This window comes from Streptomyces sp. NPDC006365 (genome assembly GCF_042870755.1).
GTDB classification, from domain to species: domain Bacteria; phylum Actinomycetota; class Actinomycetes; order Streptomycetales; family Streptomycetaceae; genus Streptomyces; species Streptomyces xiangluensis.
Window position 1 is genome coordinate 30,519 of the sequence record NZ_JBIAHS010000009.1, and the last position, 18,082, is coordinate 48,600.

Consider the following 18,082-nt stretch of genomic DNA (forward strand, 5'->3'; position numbering starts at 1 on the left):
AGGCCCGACCGGTCAACAGGTCGGAAACAACTCGTTAAATTGCCGATCTCGGTCACTCGCGATGCAGGCGGAAGCCTGCCGGTTCGCCACCCAGGTCACCGCCCTGACCTGCTCGTTTACCGGCCCCAGCCCGCCCCGCCCGAACCAGTCGGCACAGTTCGCGACCGTCGGCGACACCTGATGGACTGTCGATCCGCCCCGAAACAATCGCGACCGCACCGTTGACGCACCGGCCGGATCGCGCTTCATAATCGGGCACTCGATGTCATCGCTGACACAAGTCAACGTTGACACCCCTGGTCGGCGGCGTGGACGCCGGCGTCGGCCAGGGTGTCACTTTTCGGTCCGTCCGCGCCGGGGCCGCAGTCACCGCTGTGCGGACGGACCGCGGGACAAGGAGACACCATGAGCTCTGTACGCGTATCCCGGCATGCCCGCATGCGGCTGATGGCGGCGGTGACGACGGTCTGCGCCCTGTCCGCAGCCCCGCTCGCCCCTCAGGCCGTCGCGGCCGACGCCCCTCCGTACTCCGAGACCTACAGACCCCAGTTCCACTTCACCCCGCAGAAGAACTGGATGAACGACCCCAACGGTCTCGTGTACTACAAGGGCGAATACCATCTCTTCTACCAGTACAACCCGAACGGTAACTCCTGGGGCGACATGTCCTGGGGGCACGCGGTGAGCAAGGACCTTGTGCACTGGGAGGAGTTGCCGCTCGCCCTGTCGCACGACGACGAGGAGATGGTGTTCTCCGGCAGCGCGGTCGTCGACTGGAACAACACCACCGGGTTCGGCACGACGAAGAACCCGCCCATGGTGGCGATCTACACCAGCGCCTACAAGGACGGCGGCAAGCAGGCCCAGTCGCTCGCCTACAGCACCGACCGCGGCCGCACCTGGACCAAGTACCAGGGCAATCCCGTGATCGACATCGGCTCCACCAACTTCCGCGATCCCAAGGTCCAGTGGCACGCGCCGACGAAGAGCTGGCTGATGACGGTGTCGCTGTCCGCCGAGCACAAGGTGCGGTTCTACTCGTCCAAGAACCTCAAGGACTGGAAGCTGCAAAGTGAGTTCGGGCCGGCCGGTGCGACGGGCGGCGTGTGGGAGTGCCCCGACCTGTTCCCGCTCGCCGTCGACGGGGACAGGAAGAACATCAAGTGGGTCCTGGTCGTCAACATCAACCCCGGGGGTATCGCGGGTGGTTCGGCCGCCCAGTACTTCATCGGTGACTTCGACGGCAAGAAGTTCACCGCGGACGACAAGGGCACCTACACACCTCCCACCGGCATGGTCGTCCAGGACTTCGAGAGCGGCGGCTTCGGTGAGTGGACGACGACCGGCACCGCCTTCGGCCGGGGGCCGGCAGCCGGCGCGGTTGACTGGCAGGGGGCCGTCACCGGCTTCGACGGCAAGGGCCTCGCCAACAGCTTCCACGGCGGTGACGGCGCCACCGGCGTCCTCACCTCCCCCTCCTTCACCGTCGACAGTCCCTACCTGAACTTCAAGGTCGGTGGCGGGCGGCATCCGCACGAGGCCGGAACCGTCATGGACAGGACTCCACCCGAGGGCACGGTCCTCGCCGACTTCGAAGGCGGAACCTACGGCGACTGGACGGCGACCGGGAACGCCTTCGGCACCGCACCGGCCACCGGCACCCTCCCCGACCAGGGACAGGTCTCGGGCTTCCTGGGAGACGGGCTGGCCAACACCTTCCTGAACGGCGACGCCGCCACGGGCACCCTCACCTCACCCGAATTCACCATCGACAAGAAGCACATCAACTTCCTCATCGGCGGCGGCAACCACCCGGCCGGCTCCGACAACCCCACCGCCGTCGAACTCCTCGTCGACGGCCAGGTCGTCCGCAGCGCCACAGGCAAGGACGCCGAAGCACTCAACTGGGCCTCCTGGGACGTCAGCGACCTCGCCGGCAAGAAGGCGCAGATCAAGATCGTCGACGACAACACCGGCGGCTGGGGCCACCTCAACGTCGACCACATCGTGATGTCCGACACCAAGGCCACGCCGGTCTCCCAGGAGACGTCCGTCAACCTGCTCGTCGACGGCAAGGTCGTCCGCAGCGCCACGGGAGCGGACAGCGAGAGCCTGGACTGGGCGTCCTTCGACATGCGCCCGTACGTCGGCAAGAAGGCGCAGATCCAGGTCGTCGACATGAACACCGCCGGCTGGGGCCACGTCATGGCCGACCAGTTCACCGCCGCCGAGAAGCCCGCCAAGTCCGTCGTGCAGCGCGCCGACTGGGCCGACTACGGCAAGGACTACTACGCGGCGGTGTCCTGGGAGAACGCACCGGACGGCAAGCGCTACATGATCGGCTGGATGAACAACTGGGACTACGGCCAGTCCGTCCCCACCTCCCCCTGGCGCGGCGCGCAGAGCGTTCCGAGGGAGATGGCCCTGCGCACGGTCGACGGCCGGGTCCGGCTGACGAGCAAGCCGGTGGGCAGCCTGGAGTCCCTCCGCCAGAAGCGCCCGGCCGCGACCGCGTCAGGCGTCACCGTCAAGAGCACCGCCAAGCCCCTGATCGGCCCCGCGGCCAGGGGTAAGGCACTCGACATCGAGGCGACCTTCTCCCTCAAGGACGCCGACCGCTTCGGCCTGAAGGTGCGCACCGGTGCGGGCGGCGAGGAGACCGTCATCGGCTACGACACCACGACCCAGGAGCTGTACGTCGACCGCACCCGCTCCGGCGCCGGAGACTTCAACAGCACCTTCCCCGGCGTCCAGACCGCACCCCTGAAGGCCAAGAACGGCAAGGTCAAACTGCGGATCCTCGTCGACTGGTCGTCCGTCGAGGTCTTCGGCGGCAGCGGCGAGGCCGTGATCACCGACCAGATCTTCCCCGACCCCTCCAGCACCGGCGTCGAGGTCTTCGCCGAAGGTGGTACCGCCACCCTCGACCGCATGCAGGCGTGGCAGCTGAGGTCCATCTGGCGGTGACGAGCCCTCAGGTCAGTGCGCCGGGCCGCCGACCCCGCGACAGCCGGGATCACGCTCAGGTGACCTCATCACCGCGCGGCCGAGGAGCCGGTGCTGGTGCCGGCGGAGGTCGAGTTGCCGGGTAGGCGGCCCGCACGTCCACCCCCCGGCCGGAACCCGGCCGGGGGATTTCGGTAGGTGACGGGTTCACACGAGGCCGACGAGGGTGGGTGTCGGCTCGGTCTCCTACGAGTGACCAGGCACCGAGCCAGTACAGCAGCGGAGTACAGCAACCACCTCGTCCACAGCCAACCACCAACGGCCCTCTATTGGGGCACAGGATGACGAGTTCTCCGGTGAGCGATGAGCTCCAGACCGAATCCGACGACAGCGAGGGCGACACCCAGCCAGAAGAGCAGCGAGCTATGCCGTTCCACTCCGCCGAACAGCATCACATCCGCGCCGAGGATGGGGAGAAAGATCCCTCCTGCGGTGTACCACTGTCCCTTGCGTGCCTTGTCGACCGCCGAAGCCGCACCAAGCAACAGGATCAAGGACATGAGCGCCATCCACACGGCGACACCTTCGCAGCGGATGGTCTCCTGTGCAACAGGCCCGTGCACGCGGTCGCTCACCGGCGGGTGCACCGCCTTCGTGCCATGCGCTGGGGCGGCTGTACAGCAACCACCACGCCCACGCTATCTGCCAGCAGCCCCAGGGGACCGGCTCACGTACTCGACAAACCTCAACAACCGCCCTGTCCGTGCAGCAGGGTCGGGCCTTGGCTCGTGAAGATTCCTCGCGCTCGGCGAGGTAGTCCGTGGTTTCGGCCCTCCAACGCTCGCGCTTCTCCCCCTGCCGGGTGGCAAAGGGCGGCGTGCTGGTCGCCGAAGTGAGGCGCGGAATCTGCGGTGCCGAGGTCGCAGCCGTGAGGCTGCGGCCTCGGCTTCGTCCGCGGGTGTGGCTGTGGCTGTGGCTGTGAGTGTGCGTGCGGGCACGTGGGCGTGGGATTTGAAGGGACGAGGCGTGCGTCGAGCGCCGTCCGCCTCGCTCGCATGTCAGGAAACCTGAGAAAGAATTACGCCTGCCGAGCGGGCCCCGTCAAGGCCGTCGCGGCAACTTCTCTCCCCCCGAGGCGCGTGGCGGGGGCAGCCGAAGAGCGCGTTCGATACGTCTCGGCAATGCCCTTGTCATCCGGCGCAACGGTGTGCATCATCAGGGTCATCATCAGGGTTCCTGATATCGGGCACGTTGCCCGGCCCTACCGGGACGCGACGGAACCCGCCACCGCTTTCCGCTGCCGGCTCCGGCTTCCCCAAGCGGCTTCAGCCGCCCCTCCGGCTCCCCCAGCAGCTTCACCACCCTCAGTTCCGCTCCCTCGACGTGCCCGGAGGCATTCATGAGCGCACCCATGAGCACACCCGCGAACGGCAATTTGTCCCGAAGATCCATTATCCGGGGGACGGCCGGAGCCGCCGGGCTGTTCACCGCAGGCGGTCTGCTGACCGCCTGCGGCGGCATCAAGGAGTCCTCGGCGCAGACCGACACGGTGCTCCGGATCGGCTATGTCTCGCCCAGCACGGGCCCGGCCGCGGGCTTCGGCGAGCCGAACGCGTTCCTGTTGAAGAAGCTGCGCACCACCTTCAAAAAAGGGTTGCAGATCGGCGGCAAGAAGTACTCGGTCGAGATCATCGACCGCGACAGTCAGTCGAATCCGCAGACCGCCGCGCAGGTCGCGGCCGATCTGATCAACAGCGAGAAGATCGATCTGATGCTCGTCACCTCGACCCCGGAGACGGTCAATCCCGTCGCCGACGCGTGCGAGGCGGCCAAGGTCCCGTGTCTGTCGACCGTCGTGCCGTGGGAGGCCTGGTACTTCGGCCGCGGCGCCACCCCCGAGAAGCCGTTCACGTACACCTACCACTTCTTCATAGGCGTCGCGGAGTTCCATACCGCGTACACCTCTCTGTGGACGAAGGGCGGGGTGGAGACCAACCGGCGGGTCGGCGTCATGTGGCCCAACGACCCCGACGGCAAGGCGATTCGGCAAGGGCTCGGGCCGCAGCTGAAGAAGAGCGGGTTCAGGATCGTCGACCCGGGAGCGTACGAGGACGGAACGAACGACTACTCGGCGCAGATAGCGGCGTTCAAGAAGGCGGACGCGGAGATCTTCAACACCTTCCCCCTGCCGCCCGACTTCGCCACCTTCTGGAAGCAGGCCCGGCAGCAGGGCTATCGGCCGCGCATCGCGTCCATCGCCAAGACCGGTCTGTTCCCCTCCCAGATCGAGGCGCTCGGCTCCCTCGGCCACGGCCTCACCGCCGGCTTCTGGTGGTCGCCGCAGTTCCCGTTCACGTCCACCCTCACCGACCAGACCTCCCGGCAACTGGCCGACGACTACGAGAAGTCGACGGGCAAGCAGTGGAACCAGGTCATCGGGTCCAACATGGCGCTCTTCGAGGTCGCGGTCCACGCTCTGAAGGCAACCTCCGACCCCAAGGACCGCAAGGAACTGGCGGCCGCCCTCGGCGAGGCCAAGCTCACCACCGTCGCCGGGCCGCTGGACTTCACGTCCGGGCCGGTGAAGAACGTGTCCACGGAGCCGCTGGTCATGGGGCAGTGGCGCAAGGCCACGGGGGGCAGCAAATTCGCCGTCGAGCCGGTCATCGTCGACAACGGCAACTTCAGCGCCATCCCCGTCGGAGGCGAACTTGAGCCCCTCCGCTGAGCCGGTGACCGACAACGTGGAGACAGGGGAGGCCGCCCCGGCGGCCGCCCCCGCCCTGCCGGTGCTCGCGGCGAACGGCATCCACCGACGCTTCGGCAGCCTGATCGTCCTCGAAGGCATCGACATCACCCTCGCCCCCGGCGAGGCCCTCGGCATCGTCGGCCCGAACGGCGCCGGAAAGACGACCCTGCTCGACATCCTCTCCGGCGCCCAGGCCCCCTCCGAAGGCAGCGTCACCTTCCAGGGGCAGGACGTGACCCGCTGGAGGGTCGACCGCCGTTGTCGCAGCGGCATCGGGCGCTCCCACCAGGTGCCGCGCCCCTTCACCGGCATGACGGCCTACGAGAACGTGCTGGTCGCGTCGGTGCAGGGCGGCTCGCACCGGCGCCGGGCCGCGCAACAGCACGCACTCGGCGTACTCGAGCGCTGCGGCATGCTCGGCCAGGCCAACCGGCCCGCGGCCGCGCTCACCCTGCTGGAGCGCAAGCGGCTGGAGATGGCGCGGGCGCTGGCGACCGATCCGCAGGTGCTGCTGCTGGACGAGATCGCCGGCGGTCTCACCGACGCCGAGACGGACGAACTGATCGCCACCATCCAGCAGTTGCGCGCCGACGGCATCGCCATCGTCTGGATCGAGCACGTCATCCACGCACTGCTGCGGGTGATCGACCGGTTGGTCTGTCTCGCGCAGGGCCGGGTCCTGGCCGAGGGCGAACCGGACGCCGTCATGTCCGATCCCCGGGTCGTCGAGGCCTACCTCGGGAGCGCGGCATGAGTCTGCTGTCGGTCGAGAATCTCGAAGTACGGCACGGTCTGCTGCGCGCCGTCCGCGACGTCTCCTTCGCCGTGGACGAGGGCGAGGTCGTGGCGGTGGTCGGGGCCAACGGTGCCGGGAAGTCCACCCTGATGCGGGCCGTCGCCGGAGCACACCAGCCGACCGAGGGCCGTATCGGCCTGGACGGCGTGGAGGTGACGGCCCGGCGGGCCCACGACCGTGTCGCGGCCGGGATCGCGCTGGTCCCGGAGGGGCGGCGGCTCTTCGCCGACCTCACCGTGGAGGAGAACCTGCTGGTCGCGTCCCGGGTACGGCGTCCCGGGCCATGGGACCTGGCAGCCGTTTTGGCGGCCTTCCCGCTGCTCGACGGACTGCTGAAACGGCGCGCCGGCAACCTGTCGGGCGGCGAGCAGCAGGCCGTGGCCATCGGCAGGGCGCTGATGACCAACCCCCGGCTGCTGCTGCTCGACGAGGTCTCGCTGGGCCTCGCGCCCATCGTGGTCGACACCCTCTACGACTCGCTCGGCACGATCCTGTCCGGCGGTACGACGGTGCTGCTGGTGGAGCAGGACCTCGGCCGCGCTCTGGGGGTGGCCCGGCGCGTGCTGTGCATGCTCGAAGGCCGCGTCGTCCTGGACGAACCCGCCGACGACGTCACCCGCGAACAGGTCGTCGAGGCGTACTTCGGGCTGAGTCGCGCCGCCGTCGCAACCGTGCAGGAGGAGCCGGCATGAACTGGATCAACGCCATCGTGCAGGGCGTCATGCTCGGCGGTGTCTACGCACTGTTCGCCTGCGGCCTCTCCCTGATGTTCGGCGTGATGCGGACCGTCAACCTGAGCCACGGCGACCTCGCGGTCCTCGGCGCGTTCCTCGTCGCGGTGCTGGCCGCCGCCGTCGGCATCAGCCCGCTCTTCGCGGTACTGCTGGTCCTGCCCGTGATGGGCCTGGTAGGAGTGGCATTGCAGCGGGGCATCCTCAGCAGGGCACTGCGCACCGGCGAGATGTCGTCGATGCTGGCCACCTTCGGTCTCGCCATCGTGCTGCAGAACGTACTGCTGGAGATCTTCAGCGCCGACTCCCGCTCCCTGGACGTCGGTTCGCTGTCCGCATCCGGCCTCCAGCTCGGGTCGTCGGTGAGCATTCCCTACCTCGGCCTGCTCACCGTGGCGGTCGCGGTCGCGCTGCTCGGCGGGCTGCAGCTGCTGCTGGCCCGTACGGGCATCGGCCGGGCGATCCGCGCCACTGCCGCCGACGCCGACACCGCCGAGCTGGTGGGGATCGACAGCCGCCGGGTGTACGCCTGGGCCGCCGCCATCGCCGTCGCCACCGCCGGCCTGGCGGGAGCGTTCTTCGCGATGCGGTCCTCGTTCAGCCCGTCCATGGGGCCGACCCAGCTGCTGTTCGCCTTCGAGGTCGTCGTGATCGGAGGGCTCGGTTCGCTGTGGGGGACGCTCGTCGGGGGCATGGTCCTCGGCGTCGCCCAGACGGTTGGCGCGCAGGTGGATCCGCGCTTCTCCATCGTGGCCGGACACGCGGTGTTCCTCGCGGTCCTGGCCTTCCGTCCGCAGGGCCTGCTCGGCATGAGAAGGAGCCGCACATGACCACCGCATCACCGGTGGCCACCGCCACCGCCACCGCCACCGCCACCATCCACCGGTGGACCCCCGTCTCCCGTACGGCGTCCGGTGCCTTGGCCGCCCTGCTGCTCGCCCTGGCCTTCGCGCCCTTCGTCTTCACGCCCGAGGCGACCGCGAAGCTGACGACCCTGTTCGTCCTCGTCATCGTCGCGGCGATGTGGAACGCGCTGGCGGGCTACGCCGGTCTGGTCTCCGTCGGCCAACAGGGCTTCATCGGCCTCGGCGCGTACGGAGTCTTCCTCTTCGTCGACCGAGGTGTCAGCCCTTTTCTCGCGGTCGTCCTCGCGGCACTGCTCGCGGGCGCCGTCGCCGTACCCACCTCGCTGCTCGCGTTCCGGCTCACCGGTGGGCAGTTCGCCATCGGCATGTGGGCGATCGCGGAGTTCTTCCGGCTGGTCGTGGTGAACACGCCTTCGCTGGGCGGCGGTTCCGGCCGCTCGCTCACCGATCTGTCGGCCACTGATCCAGCGGTACGGCAGGCCCAGGTGTACTGGCTCGCCCTGGCGCTGATGAGTGTGCTGCTGCTGGCCGTGTTCGTGCTGCTACGCAGCAGGCTGGGGGCCTCGCTGGAGGCGATCCGCGACGACCCGGTGGGCGCGGCCTCCGTCGGGGTACGGGTCACCTCGGCGAAGCGACTGGTCTTCGTCCTGGCGGCGGTGGGCGGTGCCGCGGCCGGTGGACTCACCCTCGCCAACACCCTTCGAGTGCAGCCGGACTCCATCTTCGGGGTCCACTGGTCCGCGTACATGATCTTCATGGTGGTCATCGGCGGCCTCGGCACCTTCGAGGGACCGATCATCGGAGCCATCGTTTTCTTCCTCGTACAGGACTGGTTCGGTGGTGAAGGAGGCACCTGGTACCTGATCGGGCTCGGCGCCCTCGCCATCGCGATGACGCTGTGGATGCCCCACGGGCTGTGGGGTACCGTGGCTCGCCGACGTGACCTGGAACTCCTACCTGTCGGCTATCGGGTGAAGACACCGGTCGTCTGACCTCGACGACGGACTCGCCCGACCTCCCCGACGACCGACCAAGAGGGGCGAACGATGGCGGAGGCAGCCGACCGGGATCCGGGTCCGGCTCCAGGTGCGGATCCCGATCCGGGCCCCGAGGGCCACAAGGGCCCGTTGACGATCTACCTCGTCAAGCAACTCGAACTGGCCATCCGCTCCTTCATGGATGAGGCACTGCGGCCGTACGGGCTCACGACGTCCCAGTACACGGCCCTGACCGTGCTTCAGCACCGAGGCGAGCTCTCCTCCGCCCAGTTGGCCCGCCGCTCCTTCGTCAGACCCCAGACGATGCACGAGATCGTGCGCGCGCTGGAGGAGCGTGGGCTGATCGAGCGTGCCCATGCTCCGGGGAACCGGCGGACCATGGAGGCCCGGCTGACGCGGGAGGGGGAGGAACTGCTGGCGGCATGCGCGCCGACGGTGCAGAAGCTGGAGGACCGGTTGCTGCTCGACATACCGGAGAGACAGCGGTCCGCGTTCCGTCAGGGCCTGGAGGACGGGCTCGCCTCCTTGACGGGGCGGCACCACGGCTGACGACGCGGATCGGCGGGCCGCCGCCCCTGCTCACCCCCGCCGCTGCTACGGCTCGGGCGAAGCCGTGTCGGACCTGGGTGCCGGGGGGCTGGGACCTGACGCTGAGGTAACCGATCCCACCGGCCACCCTCCGAGCGCCTTGGATGAGCCGGTCGCCGATGACCAGGCCCAGGCCAGGCCCATGCCCAGACCCATGCCCAGGCCCATGCCGGCACTGATGAAGACGTAGGCGAAGCTGTCGGGCGTCGCGCCCCGCGCCGTGCCAACGCTTGGCCACAGAGGCGAGGTTGACGTCGTTCTCCACCAGCGGCGGGGCGTCGGCCAGACCGGCCAGGGCTTCCTGGGGCTGGAAGAGGCCCTCCGGTAGGGCGTGTCCGCCGGCGGGATCACGGCGGAGGTCTTGGGGGGTCGACGCCGGTTGGCCACGGACATCCCGATGGCCAGGGGTTTTCCGTGGCTGACGGTCGAAGCGGAGATCCCGCTGCACGGCCGACGGGCGGTGGTTTTGCCGGAAGGGACCGGGGCGGTGCCGTACTGTCCCGTGAAGCCGTGGCGAGCTGCTGGTGCTGGTGCTCTCGCGCTGGCAGTCAGGTCGGCTGGACTTGGTCGAAGAGGGCGAGGGCTTCGGCGGGATCCGGGCTCACGAGGCGTTCCAGACCGGCCGTCGTGATCTTCGCCCATCTGCCGGCCCGTTCCCACATCTGTTCCTCGAAGGCGCGGACGGCCTCGTCCAGATCTCCAGGGCCGGTGGCGATGGACTCGGCGAGTTCGGCGCCTTCCAGCATCGCGAGGTTCGCGCCCGCCCCCAATGGGGGCATCAGATGGGCGGCGTCGCCCAGTAGCGTCACCCCGGGGACGTGGGTCCAGGTGTGGGACACGGGCAGGACGTAGAGGGGACGGTGGGCGAAAGCGGTGCCGTGGCGGAGGAGTCCGAGGACGGGAGAGGTCCAGCCGTCGAACAGAGCCAGCAGACTCGATCGCACGGCCTCGACATCGGCCAGGTCCAGGTTGGTGTGCCAGTCCAGCGGCGCGCGGAACTGGGCGTACACCTTGACGTGGCCGCCGCTGTTGCGCTGGGCGACGAGAGCTCGGTTCACTCCGTACACAGCCACGGAACCGTCGCCGATCAACCGGGCGAGGTCAGGGTGGCGGTTGTCGACGTCGTCCAGGGAGGTCTCGACCAAGGTGACGCCGGTGTAGTGCGGCGTCACCGACGAGACTGCCGGGCGGATCCGGGACCAGGCGCCGTCCGCGCCGACTACGAGGTCGAACGTCTCCTGTCGCCCGTCCGCGAAATGGACCAGTACGCCGTCCCGGGTACATGGGTTACTTCGCACGGTGCCTGCAGCGGGAACTCACTTCTGTCGTCGCTTATGCCGGCTGGAGCGTCGACGCACGGTGAAGGCGCAGGCGAGAATGCCGAGGCCCCAGGCGATCAGAAGGGCACCCCACAGCGGCATGGTCACCTCTGGAATGAGCAGACGGACCTTGATGCTGTCTTGGTTTTCGAAGACGAAGACCAGAGCGATCGCGGTGATCAGGACGAAAGGCGCGAGCCGGCGGACACCAGGGCGGGAAAGGAATGGCGTGTGCGCCTTGTGCTCTGTGCTGGTCTCGGCCATGGCTTTTCTCTCCATCACGGTGTGATGCCGGTCCACCGCGGACAGCCGGAGGTTCGTGTCAGTTGACGGGTTCGACCTCGCGCGGCTGCCACGTCTTGTCGAAGAACGGCTGCTCGGGGCTGCAGAGGCGCAGGATCGCGCACCAGCCCTTGCCGGGCGTGGTCGTCTGTATCCAGGACCTCATATCACCATGCTGCGCGCCTCATGGACCAACCGCATGCGCATCAGCCGTGGCGGGCGGCGGCGCAGCCACGCCGCGTGTCGATGCCGTACTCGGGATCCGGGCCCGCGCCACTGATCGCTGATCGCTGATCGCTGATCTGCCATCGTGGCGCCCGGCAGCGTGTGACCGGCGCGGGCTGTCCCGCGACCGGCGGTGGTCAGGACCGGGGGGCGCAGAGGCGCTGGACGGCCTATGCTGGATCGACCGTCTCAACAACCGCACCGATCGGTATGCAGTTCGCTGCCGGTTACCGGCTCGAAGGCCGCCTCTTCCGCCTCGCTGGACAACTCGAACGGGAAAGCCCGTGGTCGGGCCGAACCCCCACGGTGTGGGCAGGGAACCACACGGGCCACTGAGACTGCCCCTGGAGAGCGGGGAGTCCACGGGCCATGACCATGGCCTGAGGCAAGTTCACCGGCCGGACTTCTGGTCTTCAGTCGCGGTTTCAATCGTCGCTCGAGAACTCGCGTTCGCTGCACAGAGGTTGCGTTTGCCACGCATGAACGCGCGTTCCGAACACCGTGTCGTGTGGGTAAGTCAGCTGTGCACGCGAGCTCGCCCGCGACCTAGGAGTGCCTGTGGTCCTCGCACGCCGTTCGCTCCGAGTTTCCGTGAAGGCGTCGGTGGTTGCCGTCGCCGCGGCGGGACTTGTCGCCCCCGGTGCTGTCGTCGACCAGTACGACAACACCGCGGCCGCCGCTTCGGCGACCGCCGTTCCTCGGCCGATCGCCGGCTGGCAGCACGATCGCCTCGCCTCCGGAGTCGATCTGTACCAGGGGAGGATCTCGGGCCGTCCCGGTGCGGACCTCTGGACGGTCACGGTGCGTGCCGACGGCGCTCACCTCGCCACCGAGCAGGGCGCCGATGCGCTGGCGGAGCGGCTGCGTGGCGCCGGGTTCAGCACTCGCAGTGAGCGGGTCGAATGGCCGCGGGCTACGGACCGCAGGGGGCTGGTCGGTGTACGCGTCCGGGTCGGGGAGTACGCCACCCGGACGGAGGCCGACGCGCAGCGTCGGGCCCTCGCGTCCGCGGGGTTCGACGCGGTCAGCGAGTGGACCGGCGCGGACGGTGTCCCCGGCACCGGTCTTGCCGAGGTCAAGGTGACGATCATCGATCCGAAGCGCTGTGGCGGTGCGCTGAACGCCACGTACGGCATGGGTGTCGCCGGCCGGGAGAGGGTGAGCGACATGGCCGTCGGCGACGGCGCCCTGCTCGGCGTCAACGCGGGCTTCTTCGTCATGGAGGGCAAGGACGGCGTACCGGGTGCCTCGGCCGGTATTGCCGCGTACAACGGGGAGCTGCAGAGCGCGGCGACCAACGGCCGGATCGCGGCGGTGCTGCGCGGCGACGGTCTGCGCCCGGAGTTCAAGAAGCTCCGTACGGAACTCAGCGTCCGAGCGGGCGGGGCGTCCGCGATCGTGGACGGCGTCAACCGCGTGCCCGGTCTGGTCCGCAACTGCGGTGGCGTCGGCGGCGACTCCCCGACCGAGCGGCCGCAGCACGATGTGACCTGCACCGATCCCGACGAGATCGTCGAATTCACCGACGAGTTGGGCGCGAGCACCCCGACCGGTGACGGCGTCGAGGCAGTGCTCGACGCGACCGGCCTGGTGCGGGAGGTGCGTCCGCGCGGCGGTGCCGTGCCGGATGGTGGCCGGGTCCTGGCCGGCGTCGGCGAAGGAGCCTCCTGGCTGCGTACGCACGCGAAGCCGGGCGGCGAACTGAAAGTGCGGCAGCGCATCCTGGACGAGCATGGCCGCGAGCTCGCACTCGGCTCGCAGGACGACATCGTCAACGGCGGCCCCGAGCTGGTGCGCGACGGAGAGGTCGCGGTGAACTACGGGGCCGACGGCATCGAGCGGATCGGCGACCCGTCCTTCGCGTACACCTGGGGCATCAAGCGCAATCCGCGCATGCTCCTGGGCGTCGACCGGCTGGGCCGTGTGCTCCTGGTCGCCGCGGACGGCCGCCGACCCGGCTACAGCGACGGATTCGGGCTCACCGAAGGGGCGGAGCTGATGAAGTCACTCGGTGCGGTGCGCGCCATGGCCCTTGACGGCGGTGGTTCGGTCACCACGGTGGTGAACGGCAAGCTGATCAACGCGCCGTCGGACGGCACCGAGCGGACGGTGGGCGACGCGTTGCTGCTCACCCGCTGACGGCGGCGAGCGCATCCGCTCCTTCCTCCAGCCACACTCGCAGGTGGGACGGGTGCCGCGCGTCCATGTGCACGGTGTTCGTGGCTATGGCGGTGCGGCGGGCCGCTGCCTCCGGTTCGCCGGTGTTGGTGTTGACGTCGAAGCGGGGGAAGTTGCTGGACGAGATGTCGAGGCGGATGCGGTGGCCGGCGGCGAAGCGGTTCGCCGTGTCGGGGGCGGTCACCTCGATCTCGTACACCTCGCCCGGAGTGAGCAGCTCCGGCTTCTCGGTGGAGCGGTGGAAGCGGCAGCGGACGATGCCGTCGGTGAGGTTCATGGCGAAACCGTGCGGATAGTCGGCGTTGGGCGGGTGGACGTCGATCAGCTTGATGGTGAAGTCGGTGTCCGGGGCCGTGGTCGAGATGTGGAGCCTTGCCGACACCGGGCCGGCCAGCACGACGCCTCGCTCCAGGGGCGGGTCTGTTCTGGATGCTGTGCGGGGTGGTCGCCCTCGCCAGCTGGGCGCTGAACGCCTCCGGGCTGAGGGTCGAGGACCCGTCCTCGGGTGACGTGGTCGGCGTACGCAGCGCCGTGTCGGCGGACGCGGTACGGGACCTGATCACCGGTGCCGAGGAATCCTTCGTCACCTTCGGACCGCTCGGCGTCGTGGTGATGGTGATGCTCGGCGTCGCGGTCGCCGAGCGGTCGGGACTCTTCGAAGCTCTGGCCCGCCGCATGCTCTCGGGCCTGTCCCCGCGCACGGTCGTCCTGGGCGTGGCGCTGGGCGGCGTACTGGGGAAGTTCCTGTCCGACTCCGCGTACGTGGTCCTCATCCCGCTCGGGGCGGTGGCCTTCCGCGCCGTGGGCCGCTCCCCCATGCTCGGCATGATCGTCGCGTTCGTGTCCATCAACGCGGCGGGCGACGCCAACCCGCTGATCGCCCCCGGTGACGCGCTGTTCGCCTCCGTGGCCACCGAGGCCGCGCAGCTCGTCGACAAGGACGTGGTGGTGCGCGCGACGGACAACATGTACTTCACCACCGTCTCGGCGTTCGTGCTGGCCGGCACCATCGCCCTGGTCGTGGACAAGATCCTCACCAAGCGCGAGCACCACCTGATCCCCGACGCGGACCTGGAAGCCGCCGCGGCACAGCAGGTGGTCGCCGCCGGGGTCGACGACGCCACCGAGCGGCGGGCCCTCAAGCTGACCGGCCTTGCCGTGCTCGCCTACGCCACGCTGATCGTGTTCGCGATGCTGCCCGCTTCGTCGCCGCTCCGCGGTGAGGGAGGCGCGATCGTCGAGTCCACCTTCATGAACGCCATCGCCGTCTTCCTCACCGTCTTCTTCCTGCTCATCGGCGCCGTGTACGGACGGCTCACCGGGCGGATCAGCGGGAGCCGCGCGATACCGGAGTTCATGGCGGACGGAGTGCGCTCCATCGCACCGCTGCTGGTGCTCTTCTTCGCCGTGTCGCAGTTCCTCGCCCTGTTCCCGATCAACCCCACGGTCGCGGGCGCGGCCGGCGAGATGATCTCCAGCGGCAGCGACGTGAACCGGTTCCTGGACGCACTCGTACGCGGCAAGCTGCTGCGCCCCGCGCAACAGCGGGAGTTGATGCGGACCCGCCCGACCGGCAACCCGGACGGCCGGGCTTACGGCCTCGGACTGGAGAGCAGGCCGCTGCCCTGCGGCGGCCTCTACTGGGGGCACACCGGCGACTTCCTCGGATACGAGACGGCGGCCGGAGCCACGATCGATGGCAGCCAGGCGACGGTCATGGTGAACCTCGGCCCGGGTGCTTCGGACGCACAGAGCGACGACGTGAAGGCCGCCGTCCAGACGGCACTCTGCGAGGGCCGGTCCCCGGCCTCGCAGTAGCGCGCGACGACCGGGGGCGGCGACGCGTCCACACGTTGCCGACTCGACGGAGGGCTTGACCTCGTCGTGCAAAATGATTCACATGACGAAACGGGGAGAAGGGAACGAGCCCAGCGGCTCGTCCGCCGACAGCGCGCTCGCACTGTGGATGTCGCTCGGCATGGCCTTCGGCATCCCCCTCGGGATGCTCGCGGACAACGTGGGTCTCGGACTCGCGCTCGGTCTGGGATTCGGGGCGGCGATCGGTGTCGCCAAACGGCGGACGCAGCAACAGCGTGACGAGGCGCCGGGCGACGACGCCTGAGACCAAGGCGAGTTCGCGGCCCTGGTCGTCGGATGCGCCGTAGCGGCATCAGCGCTCCTGCTCGCTTCGTGCACGTCCGGCAGCGGTGACGACAACGCGGCCGGTTCGTCAGCCCCTTCCACCACGGTGCCGGTGACCGCCTGCTAGCGCGTACCGGCGTCTGCCGCCTGGCGGTCGTGCATACGGCGGCTCGCTTCGCCCAGCCCGTCCGCGAGGGCGGTGATCTGCTCGGGGGTGAGGACGTCGATGAGCAGTTCGCGTACGGCGGCCACATGACCGGGGGCCGCGCTCTCCAGCTTCGCCCGTCCGGCGTCGGTGAGGACGGCGAAGACGGCGCGGGCGTCGTTGGGGCAGGAACGGCGCCGCACCAGGCCGGCCTTCTCCATTTGGGTGATCTGGTAGGTCAGGCCGCTCTTGGTGTTGTAGAGCGCCTCGGCGAGTTCGGCCATGCGCATCTCGCGGTCCGGCGACAGGCTGAGCCGGACGAGGATCTCGTACTGCAGATGCGTCAGTCCGGCGTCCTCCTTGAGCTGCTGGTCCAGGCGTCGGTACAGCAGCGCGTTGGTGGCGAGGAACGCCGTCCAGGCACGCATCTCTTCGGCGTTGAGCCATTTCGTGTTCGAGGTCCCCATGCCTGCGAGGCTACACCTATGGTTCAAATTCAAACAGCTACTACGGTTCGGCGGCTCGCCCGTCAGAGCCGGACCACGGGGGAAAGCGGAGGAACCGCCCCGCCGCGATGTGCGTCCTTCGTCCGGGCAAGGAGGGCATGTGGTCGCACAAGTGGTGCGGGCCGTACGAGGAGAGCTACGAAGCGTGCGGCGGTGGGAGTACGGGCTCGTCGTGTGTGCCGTCGGTGTCGCCGGGCTGCTGGGCCTGCACTCCGCCGTGCCCAACCGGGTCGGGCGTCTCGGGAGCTTCCTGGAGACGTTCCTTCCGTGGCTGGGTGTGGCCGTGCCCCTGCTGGGCTGCCTCGCGCTGCTGAAGCGGTCGGTGGTGGGGCTGCTCGCCTGTCTGGCGCCTACGTTCGCCTGGCTCTGGATGTTCGGCGGGCTGTGGTTCGGCTCGTCGCCGGACTCGTACGACCTGACCGTCGTTCAGCACAACGTGGCCGACGACAACTCCGACCCCTCCGGCACCGCACGGGCGCTGCTCGGCGCGCGCGGCGACCTCGTGGCCGTGCAGGAGCTGACGCCCGCGGCGCGCGGCGCGTACGAGGACGTCCTGGGCGGCTCCCTCCCCCACCGGGCTGTCCACGGCACGGTCGCGCTCTGGTCCGCGTACCCCCTCTCTGACGTACGGGCCGTGGACATCCGGCCCTCGGGCTTCCCGGACAGCTGGCGGCGCGGACTTCGGGCCACGGTCGCCGCACCCGAGGGAAAGGTCACGGTGTACGTGGCCCATCTGCCGTCGATCCGGCTCGGCGCGACCGGCCTGGCGTCGGCGGCCCGCGACGAGAGCGCGGCGCTGCTCGGCGCACGGATCGCGGACGACCCGGCCGAGCGGCTCCTGGTCGTGGGCGACCTCAACGGCACCGTGCAGGACCGGGGGCTCGATCCGCTCACCTCCCGACTGTCCGCTCCCGCCTCGGGGTTCGCGTTCAGCTGGCCGGCGTCCCTGCCGGTGGCGCGGATCGACCACGTGCTCGGCAAGGGGGTCGAGGTGGCCGAGGTGTCGGCCCTGGACTCGACCGGGAGCGACCACTTGCCGCTGGTCGGCCGCGTACGTCTTGGCTCATGACGCCCGTCCCGTGGCCCAACTCGCCGAACTCGCCGAACTCACCGCCCCGTTCCGCCCTTACCTCCGACGTAATCGACGCTCCGTCGGCGCCCCGGCAGGCTGGGCCCCATGACGACTGCCACCACGCACACCGCCACCGCTGACGCCACCCGAGCCACCGTCCAGAAGTACCTCGCCCTCCGCCTCGCCGGGGACACCGAGGGGCTCACCGCGCTCTTCGCCGACGAGGTCGACTGGCTGCTCGCCGAGAATCCCGTGGTCCCCTGGATCCGGCCCCGCTCCACCGCCGCCGAATGCGCCGCCCAGATCAGGGAGGTGACCGAGCACACTGTGCCCGAGGACGCCCGCGCGTCCGTCGACACCGTCCTCGTCGACGGCACCGACGCCGTCCTGATGGGTCACCTCTCGGGGACCGTCCGCGCGACGGGCAAGTCCTTCGCGGGCCCCTTCGCGCTGCGCCTCACCGTCGAGGGCGGCCGGATCACCCGGCACCACCTGTACGAGAACAGCGTGTCGATCGCGGCGGCCTGCACCCCCTGACG

Annotated in this window: 17 protein-coding genes and 1 pseudogene; 12 read left to right on the plus strand and 6 right to left on the minus strand. The window is 69.4% G+C overall.

Annotated elements, in window-relative coordinates; all coding sequences use genetic code 11:
• Positions 1-405 precede the first annotated feature (405 nt).
• Entirely contained in the window at positions 406-2,967 is a 2,562-nt protein-coding gene (locus ACFYO0_RS24325; RefSeq protein WP_388679581.1) for a GH32 C-terminal domain-containing protein, read from the plus strand.
• Between the two features lie 305 nt (positions 2,968-3,272).
• On the opposite strand, the gene ACFYO0_RS24330 is transcribed toward ACFYO0_RS24325, so the two are convergent.
• Entirely contained in the window at positions 3,273-3,581 is a 309-nt protein-coding gene (locus tag ACFYO0_RS24330) for a hypothetical protein (protein WP_388679585.1), read from the minus strand.
• Positions 3,582-4,357: 776 nt separating this feature from the next.
• Between ACFYO0_RS24330 and ACFYO0_RS24335 the strand changes: the two genes are divergently transcribed.
• Genes ACFYO0_RS24335 through ACFYO0_RS24360 form a run of 6 tightly spaced genes read left to right on the plus strand, consistent with a single transcriptional unit; the run spans position 4,358 to position 9,635 of the window.
• Positions 4,358-5,674, plus strand: a complete 1,317-nt coding sequence (locus ACFYO0_RS24335; RefSeq protein WP_388679587.1) for an ABC transporter substrate-binding protein — start codon at positions 4,358-4,360, stop codon at positions 5,672-5,674.
• Positions 5,675-5,678: 4 nt separating this feature from the next.
• On the plus strand, positions 5,679-6,449 hold the full coding sequence (locus ACFYO0_RS24340) for an ABC transporter ATP-binding protein (RefSeq protein ID WP_388679589.1): 771 nt from the start codon (positions 5,679-5,681) through the stop codon (positions 6,447-6,449).
• Entirely contained in the window at positions 6,446-7,183 is a 738-nt protein-coding gene (locus ACFYO0_RS24345; RefSeq protein ID WP_388679591.1) for an ABC transporter ATP-binding protein, read from the plus strand. The genes ACFYO0_RS24340 and ACFYO0_RS24345 overlap by 4 nt, the downstream gene beginning before the upstream one ends.
• Positions 7,180-8,052, plus strand: a complete 873-nt coding sequence (locus ACFYO0_RS24350) for a branched-chain amino acid ABC transporter permease (protein ID WP_388679593.1) — start codon at positions 7,180-7,182, stop codon at positions 8,050-8,052. The genes ACFYO0_RS24345 and ACFYO0_RS24350 overlap by 4 nt, the downstream gene beginning before the upstream one ends.
• On the plus strand, positions 8,049-9,080 hold the full coding sequence (locus tag ACFYO0_RS24355; protein WP_388679596.1) for a branched-chain amino acid ABC transporter permease: 1,032 nt from the start codon (positions 8,049-8,051) through the stop codon (positions 9,078-9,080). The genes ACFYO0_RS24350 and ACFYO0_RS24355 overlap by 4 nt, the downstream gene beginning before the upstream one ends.
• Before the next feature lie 54 nt (positions 9,081-9,134).
• The gene (locus ACFYO0_RS24360) at positions 9,135-9,635 is read left to right on the plus strand and encodes a MarR family winged helix-turn-helix transcriptional regulator (RefSeq protein ID WP_388679598.1); all 501 of its coding nucleotides are present in this window, start codon (positions 9,135-9,137) and stop codon (positions 9,633-9,635) included.
• Between the two features lie 587 nt (positions 9,636-10,222).
• On the opposite strand, the pseudogene ACFYO0_RS24365 reads toward ACFYO0_RS24360, so the two are convergent.
• From ACFYO0_RS24365 to ACFYO0_RS24375, 3 genes and pseudogenes are all read right to left on the minus strand, one after another.
• A pseudogene (locus ACFYO0_RS24365) lies at positions 10,223-10,960 on the minus strand (FAD-dependent oxidoreductase); the annotation flags it as partial.
• Between the two features lie 30 nt (positions 10,961-10,990).
• Positions 10,991-11,257 (minus strand): hypothetical protein, encoded by a 267-nt coding sequence (locus ACFYO0_RS24370; protein ID WP_388679600.1) that lies wholly within the window; start codon positions 11,255-11,257, stop codon positions 10,991-10,993.
• A 58-nt stretch (positions 11,258-11,315) separates the two neighbouring features.
• Positions 11,316-11,441, minus strand: a complete 126-nt coding sequence (locus tag ACFYO0_RS24375) for a hypothetical protein (RefSeq protein WP_388679604.1) — start codon at positions 11,439-11,441, stop codon at positions 11,316-11,318.
• Positions 11,442-12,058: 617 nt separating this feature from the next.
• Between ACFYO0_RS24375 and ACFYO0_RS24380 the strand changes: the two genes are divergently transcribed.
• Entirely contained in the window at positions 12,059-13,639 is a 1,581-nt protein-coding gene (locus tag ACFYO0_RS24380) for a phosphodiester glycosidase family protein (protein ID WP_388679606.1), read from the plus strand.
• On the opposite strand, the gene ACFYO0_RS24385 is transcribed toward ACFYO0_RS24380, so the two are convergent.
• Complete coding sequence (locus tag ACFYO0_RS24385; protein WP_388680341.1) at positions 13,629-14,090, minus strand: CocE/NonD family hydrolase; 462 nt, start codon at positions 14,088-14,090, stop codon at positions 13,629-13,631. The two genes, ACFYO0_RS24380 and ACFYO0_RS24385, sit on opposite strands and share 11 nt — an antisense overlap.
• 29 nt (positions 14,091-14,119) lie before the next feature.
• Here ACFYO0_RS24385 and ACFYO0_RS24390 point away from each other — a divergent pair, with 29 nt between their 5' ends.
• Together ACFYO0_RS24390 and ACFYO0_RS24395 are read left to right on the plus strand one after the other, a co-directional pair.
• Entirely contained in the window at positions 14,120-15,496 is a 1,377-nt protein-coding gene (locus tag ACFYO0_RS24390; RefSeq protein ID WP_388679609.1) for an AbgT family transporter, read from the plus strand.
• A gap of 82 nt (positions 15,497-15,578) precedes the next feature.
• The gene (locus ACFYO0_RS24395) at positions 15,579-15,800 is read left to right on the plus strand and encodes a hypothetical protein (protein WP_388679612.1); all 222 of its coding nucleotides are present in this window, start codon (positions 15,579-15,581) and stop codon (positions 15,798-15,800) included.
• 143 nt (positions 15,801-15,943) lie between these two features.
• Here the strand turns inward: ACFYO0_RS24395 and ACFYO0_RS24400 are convergent, their stop codons facing one another.
• Positions 15,944-16,432, minus strand: coding sequence for a MarR family winged helix-turn-helix transcriptional regulator (locus ACFYO0_RS24400; RefSeq protein ID WP_388679615.1), 489 nt, complete (start codon positions 16,430-16,432; stop codon positions 15,944-15,946).
• A gap of 139 nt (positions 16,433-16,571) precedes the next feature.
• On the opposite strand from ACFYO0_RS24400, the gene ACFYO0_RS24405 reads away from it, so the two are divergent.
• Both ACFYO0_RS24405 and ACFYO0_RS24410 read left to right on the plus strand, forming a co-directional pair.
• A complete protein-coding gene (locus tag ACFYO0_RS24405) occupies positions 16,572-17,540 on the plus strand; it encodes an endonuclease/exonuclease/phosphatase family protein (RefSeq protein ID WP_388679617.1) in 969 nt (322 codons plus the stop codon).
• A gap of 108 nt (positions 17,541-17,648) precedes the next feature.
• Positions 17,649-18,080 (plus strand): nuclear transport factor 2 family protein, encoded by a 432-nt coding sequence (locus ACFYO0_RS24410; protein ID WP_388679619.1) that lies wholly within the window; start codon positions 17,649-17,651, stop codon positions 18,078-18,080.
• Positions 18,081-18,082 lie beyond the last annotated feature (2 nt).

Bases quoted from the DNA above. Each gene is read 5' to 3' on its own strand.
- ACFYO0_RS24355 (WP_388679596.1), top strand. From the start codon at position 8,049: ATGACCACCGCATCACCGGTGGCCACCGCCACCGCCACCGCCACCGCC.
- ACFYO0_RS24360 (WP_388679598.1), top strand. From the start codon at position 9,135: ATGGCGGAGGCAGCCGACCGGGATCCGGGTCCGGCTCCAGGTGCGGAT.
- ACFYO0_RS24410 (WP_388679619.1), top strand. From the start codon at position 17,649: ATGACGACTGCCACCACGCACACCGCCACCGCTGACGCCACCCGAGCC.
- ACFYO0_RS24370 (WP_388679600.1), bottom strand. From the start codon at position 11,257: ATGGCCGAGACCAGCACAGAGCACAAGGCGCACACGCCATTCCTTTCC.
- ACFYO0_RS24325 (WP_388679581.1), top strand. From the start codon at position 406: ATGAGCTCTGTACGCGTATCCCGGCATGCCCGCATGCGGCTGATGGCG.
- ACFYO0_RS24350 (WP_388679593.1), top strand. From the start codon at position 7,180: ATGAACTGGATCAACGCCATCGTGCAGGGCGTCATGCTCGGCGGTGTC.
- ACFYO0_RS24375 (WP_388679604.1), bottom strand. From the start codon at position 11,441: ATGAGGTCCTGGATACAGACGACCACGCCCGGCAAGGGCTGGTGCGCG.
- ACFYO0_RS24345 (WP_388679591.1), top strand. From the start codon at position 6,446: ATGAGTCTGCTGTCGGTCGAGAATCTCGAAGTACGGCACGGTCTGCTG.
- ACFYO0_RS24335 (WP_388679587.1), top strand. From the start codon at position 4,358: ATGAGCACACCCGCGAACGGCAATTTGTCCCGAAGATCCATTATCCGG.
- ACFYO0_RS24400 (WP_388679615.1), bottom strand. From the start codon at position 16,432: ATGGGGACCTCGAACACGAAATGGCTCAACGCCGAAGAGATGCGTGCC.
- ACFYO0_RS24395 (WP_388679612.1), top strand. From the start codon at position 15,579: ATGACGAAACGGGGAGAAGGGAACGAGCCCAGCGGCTCGTCCGCCGAC.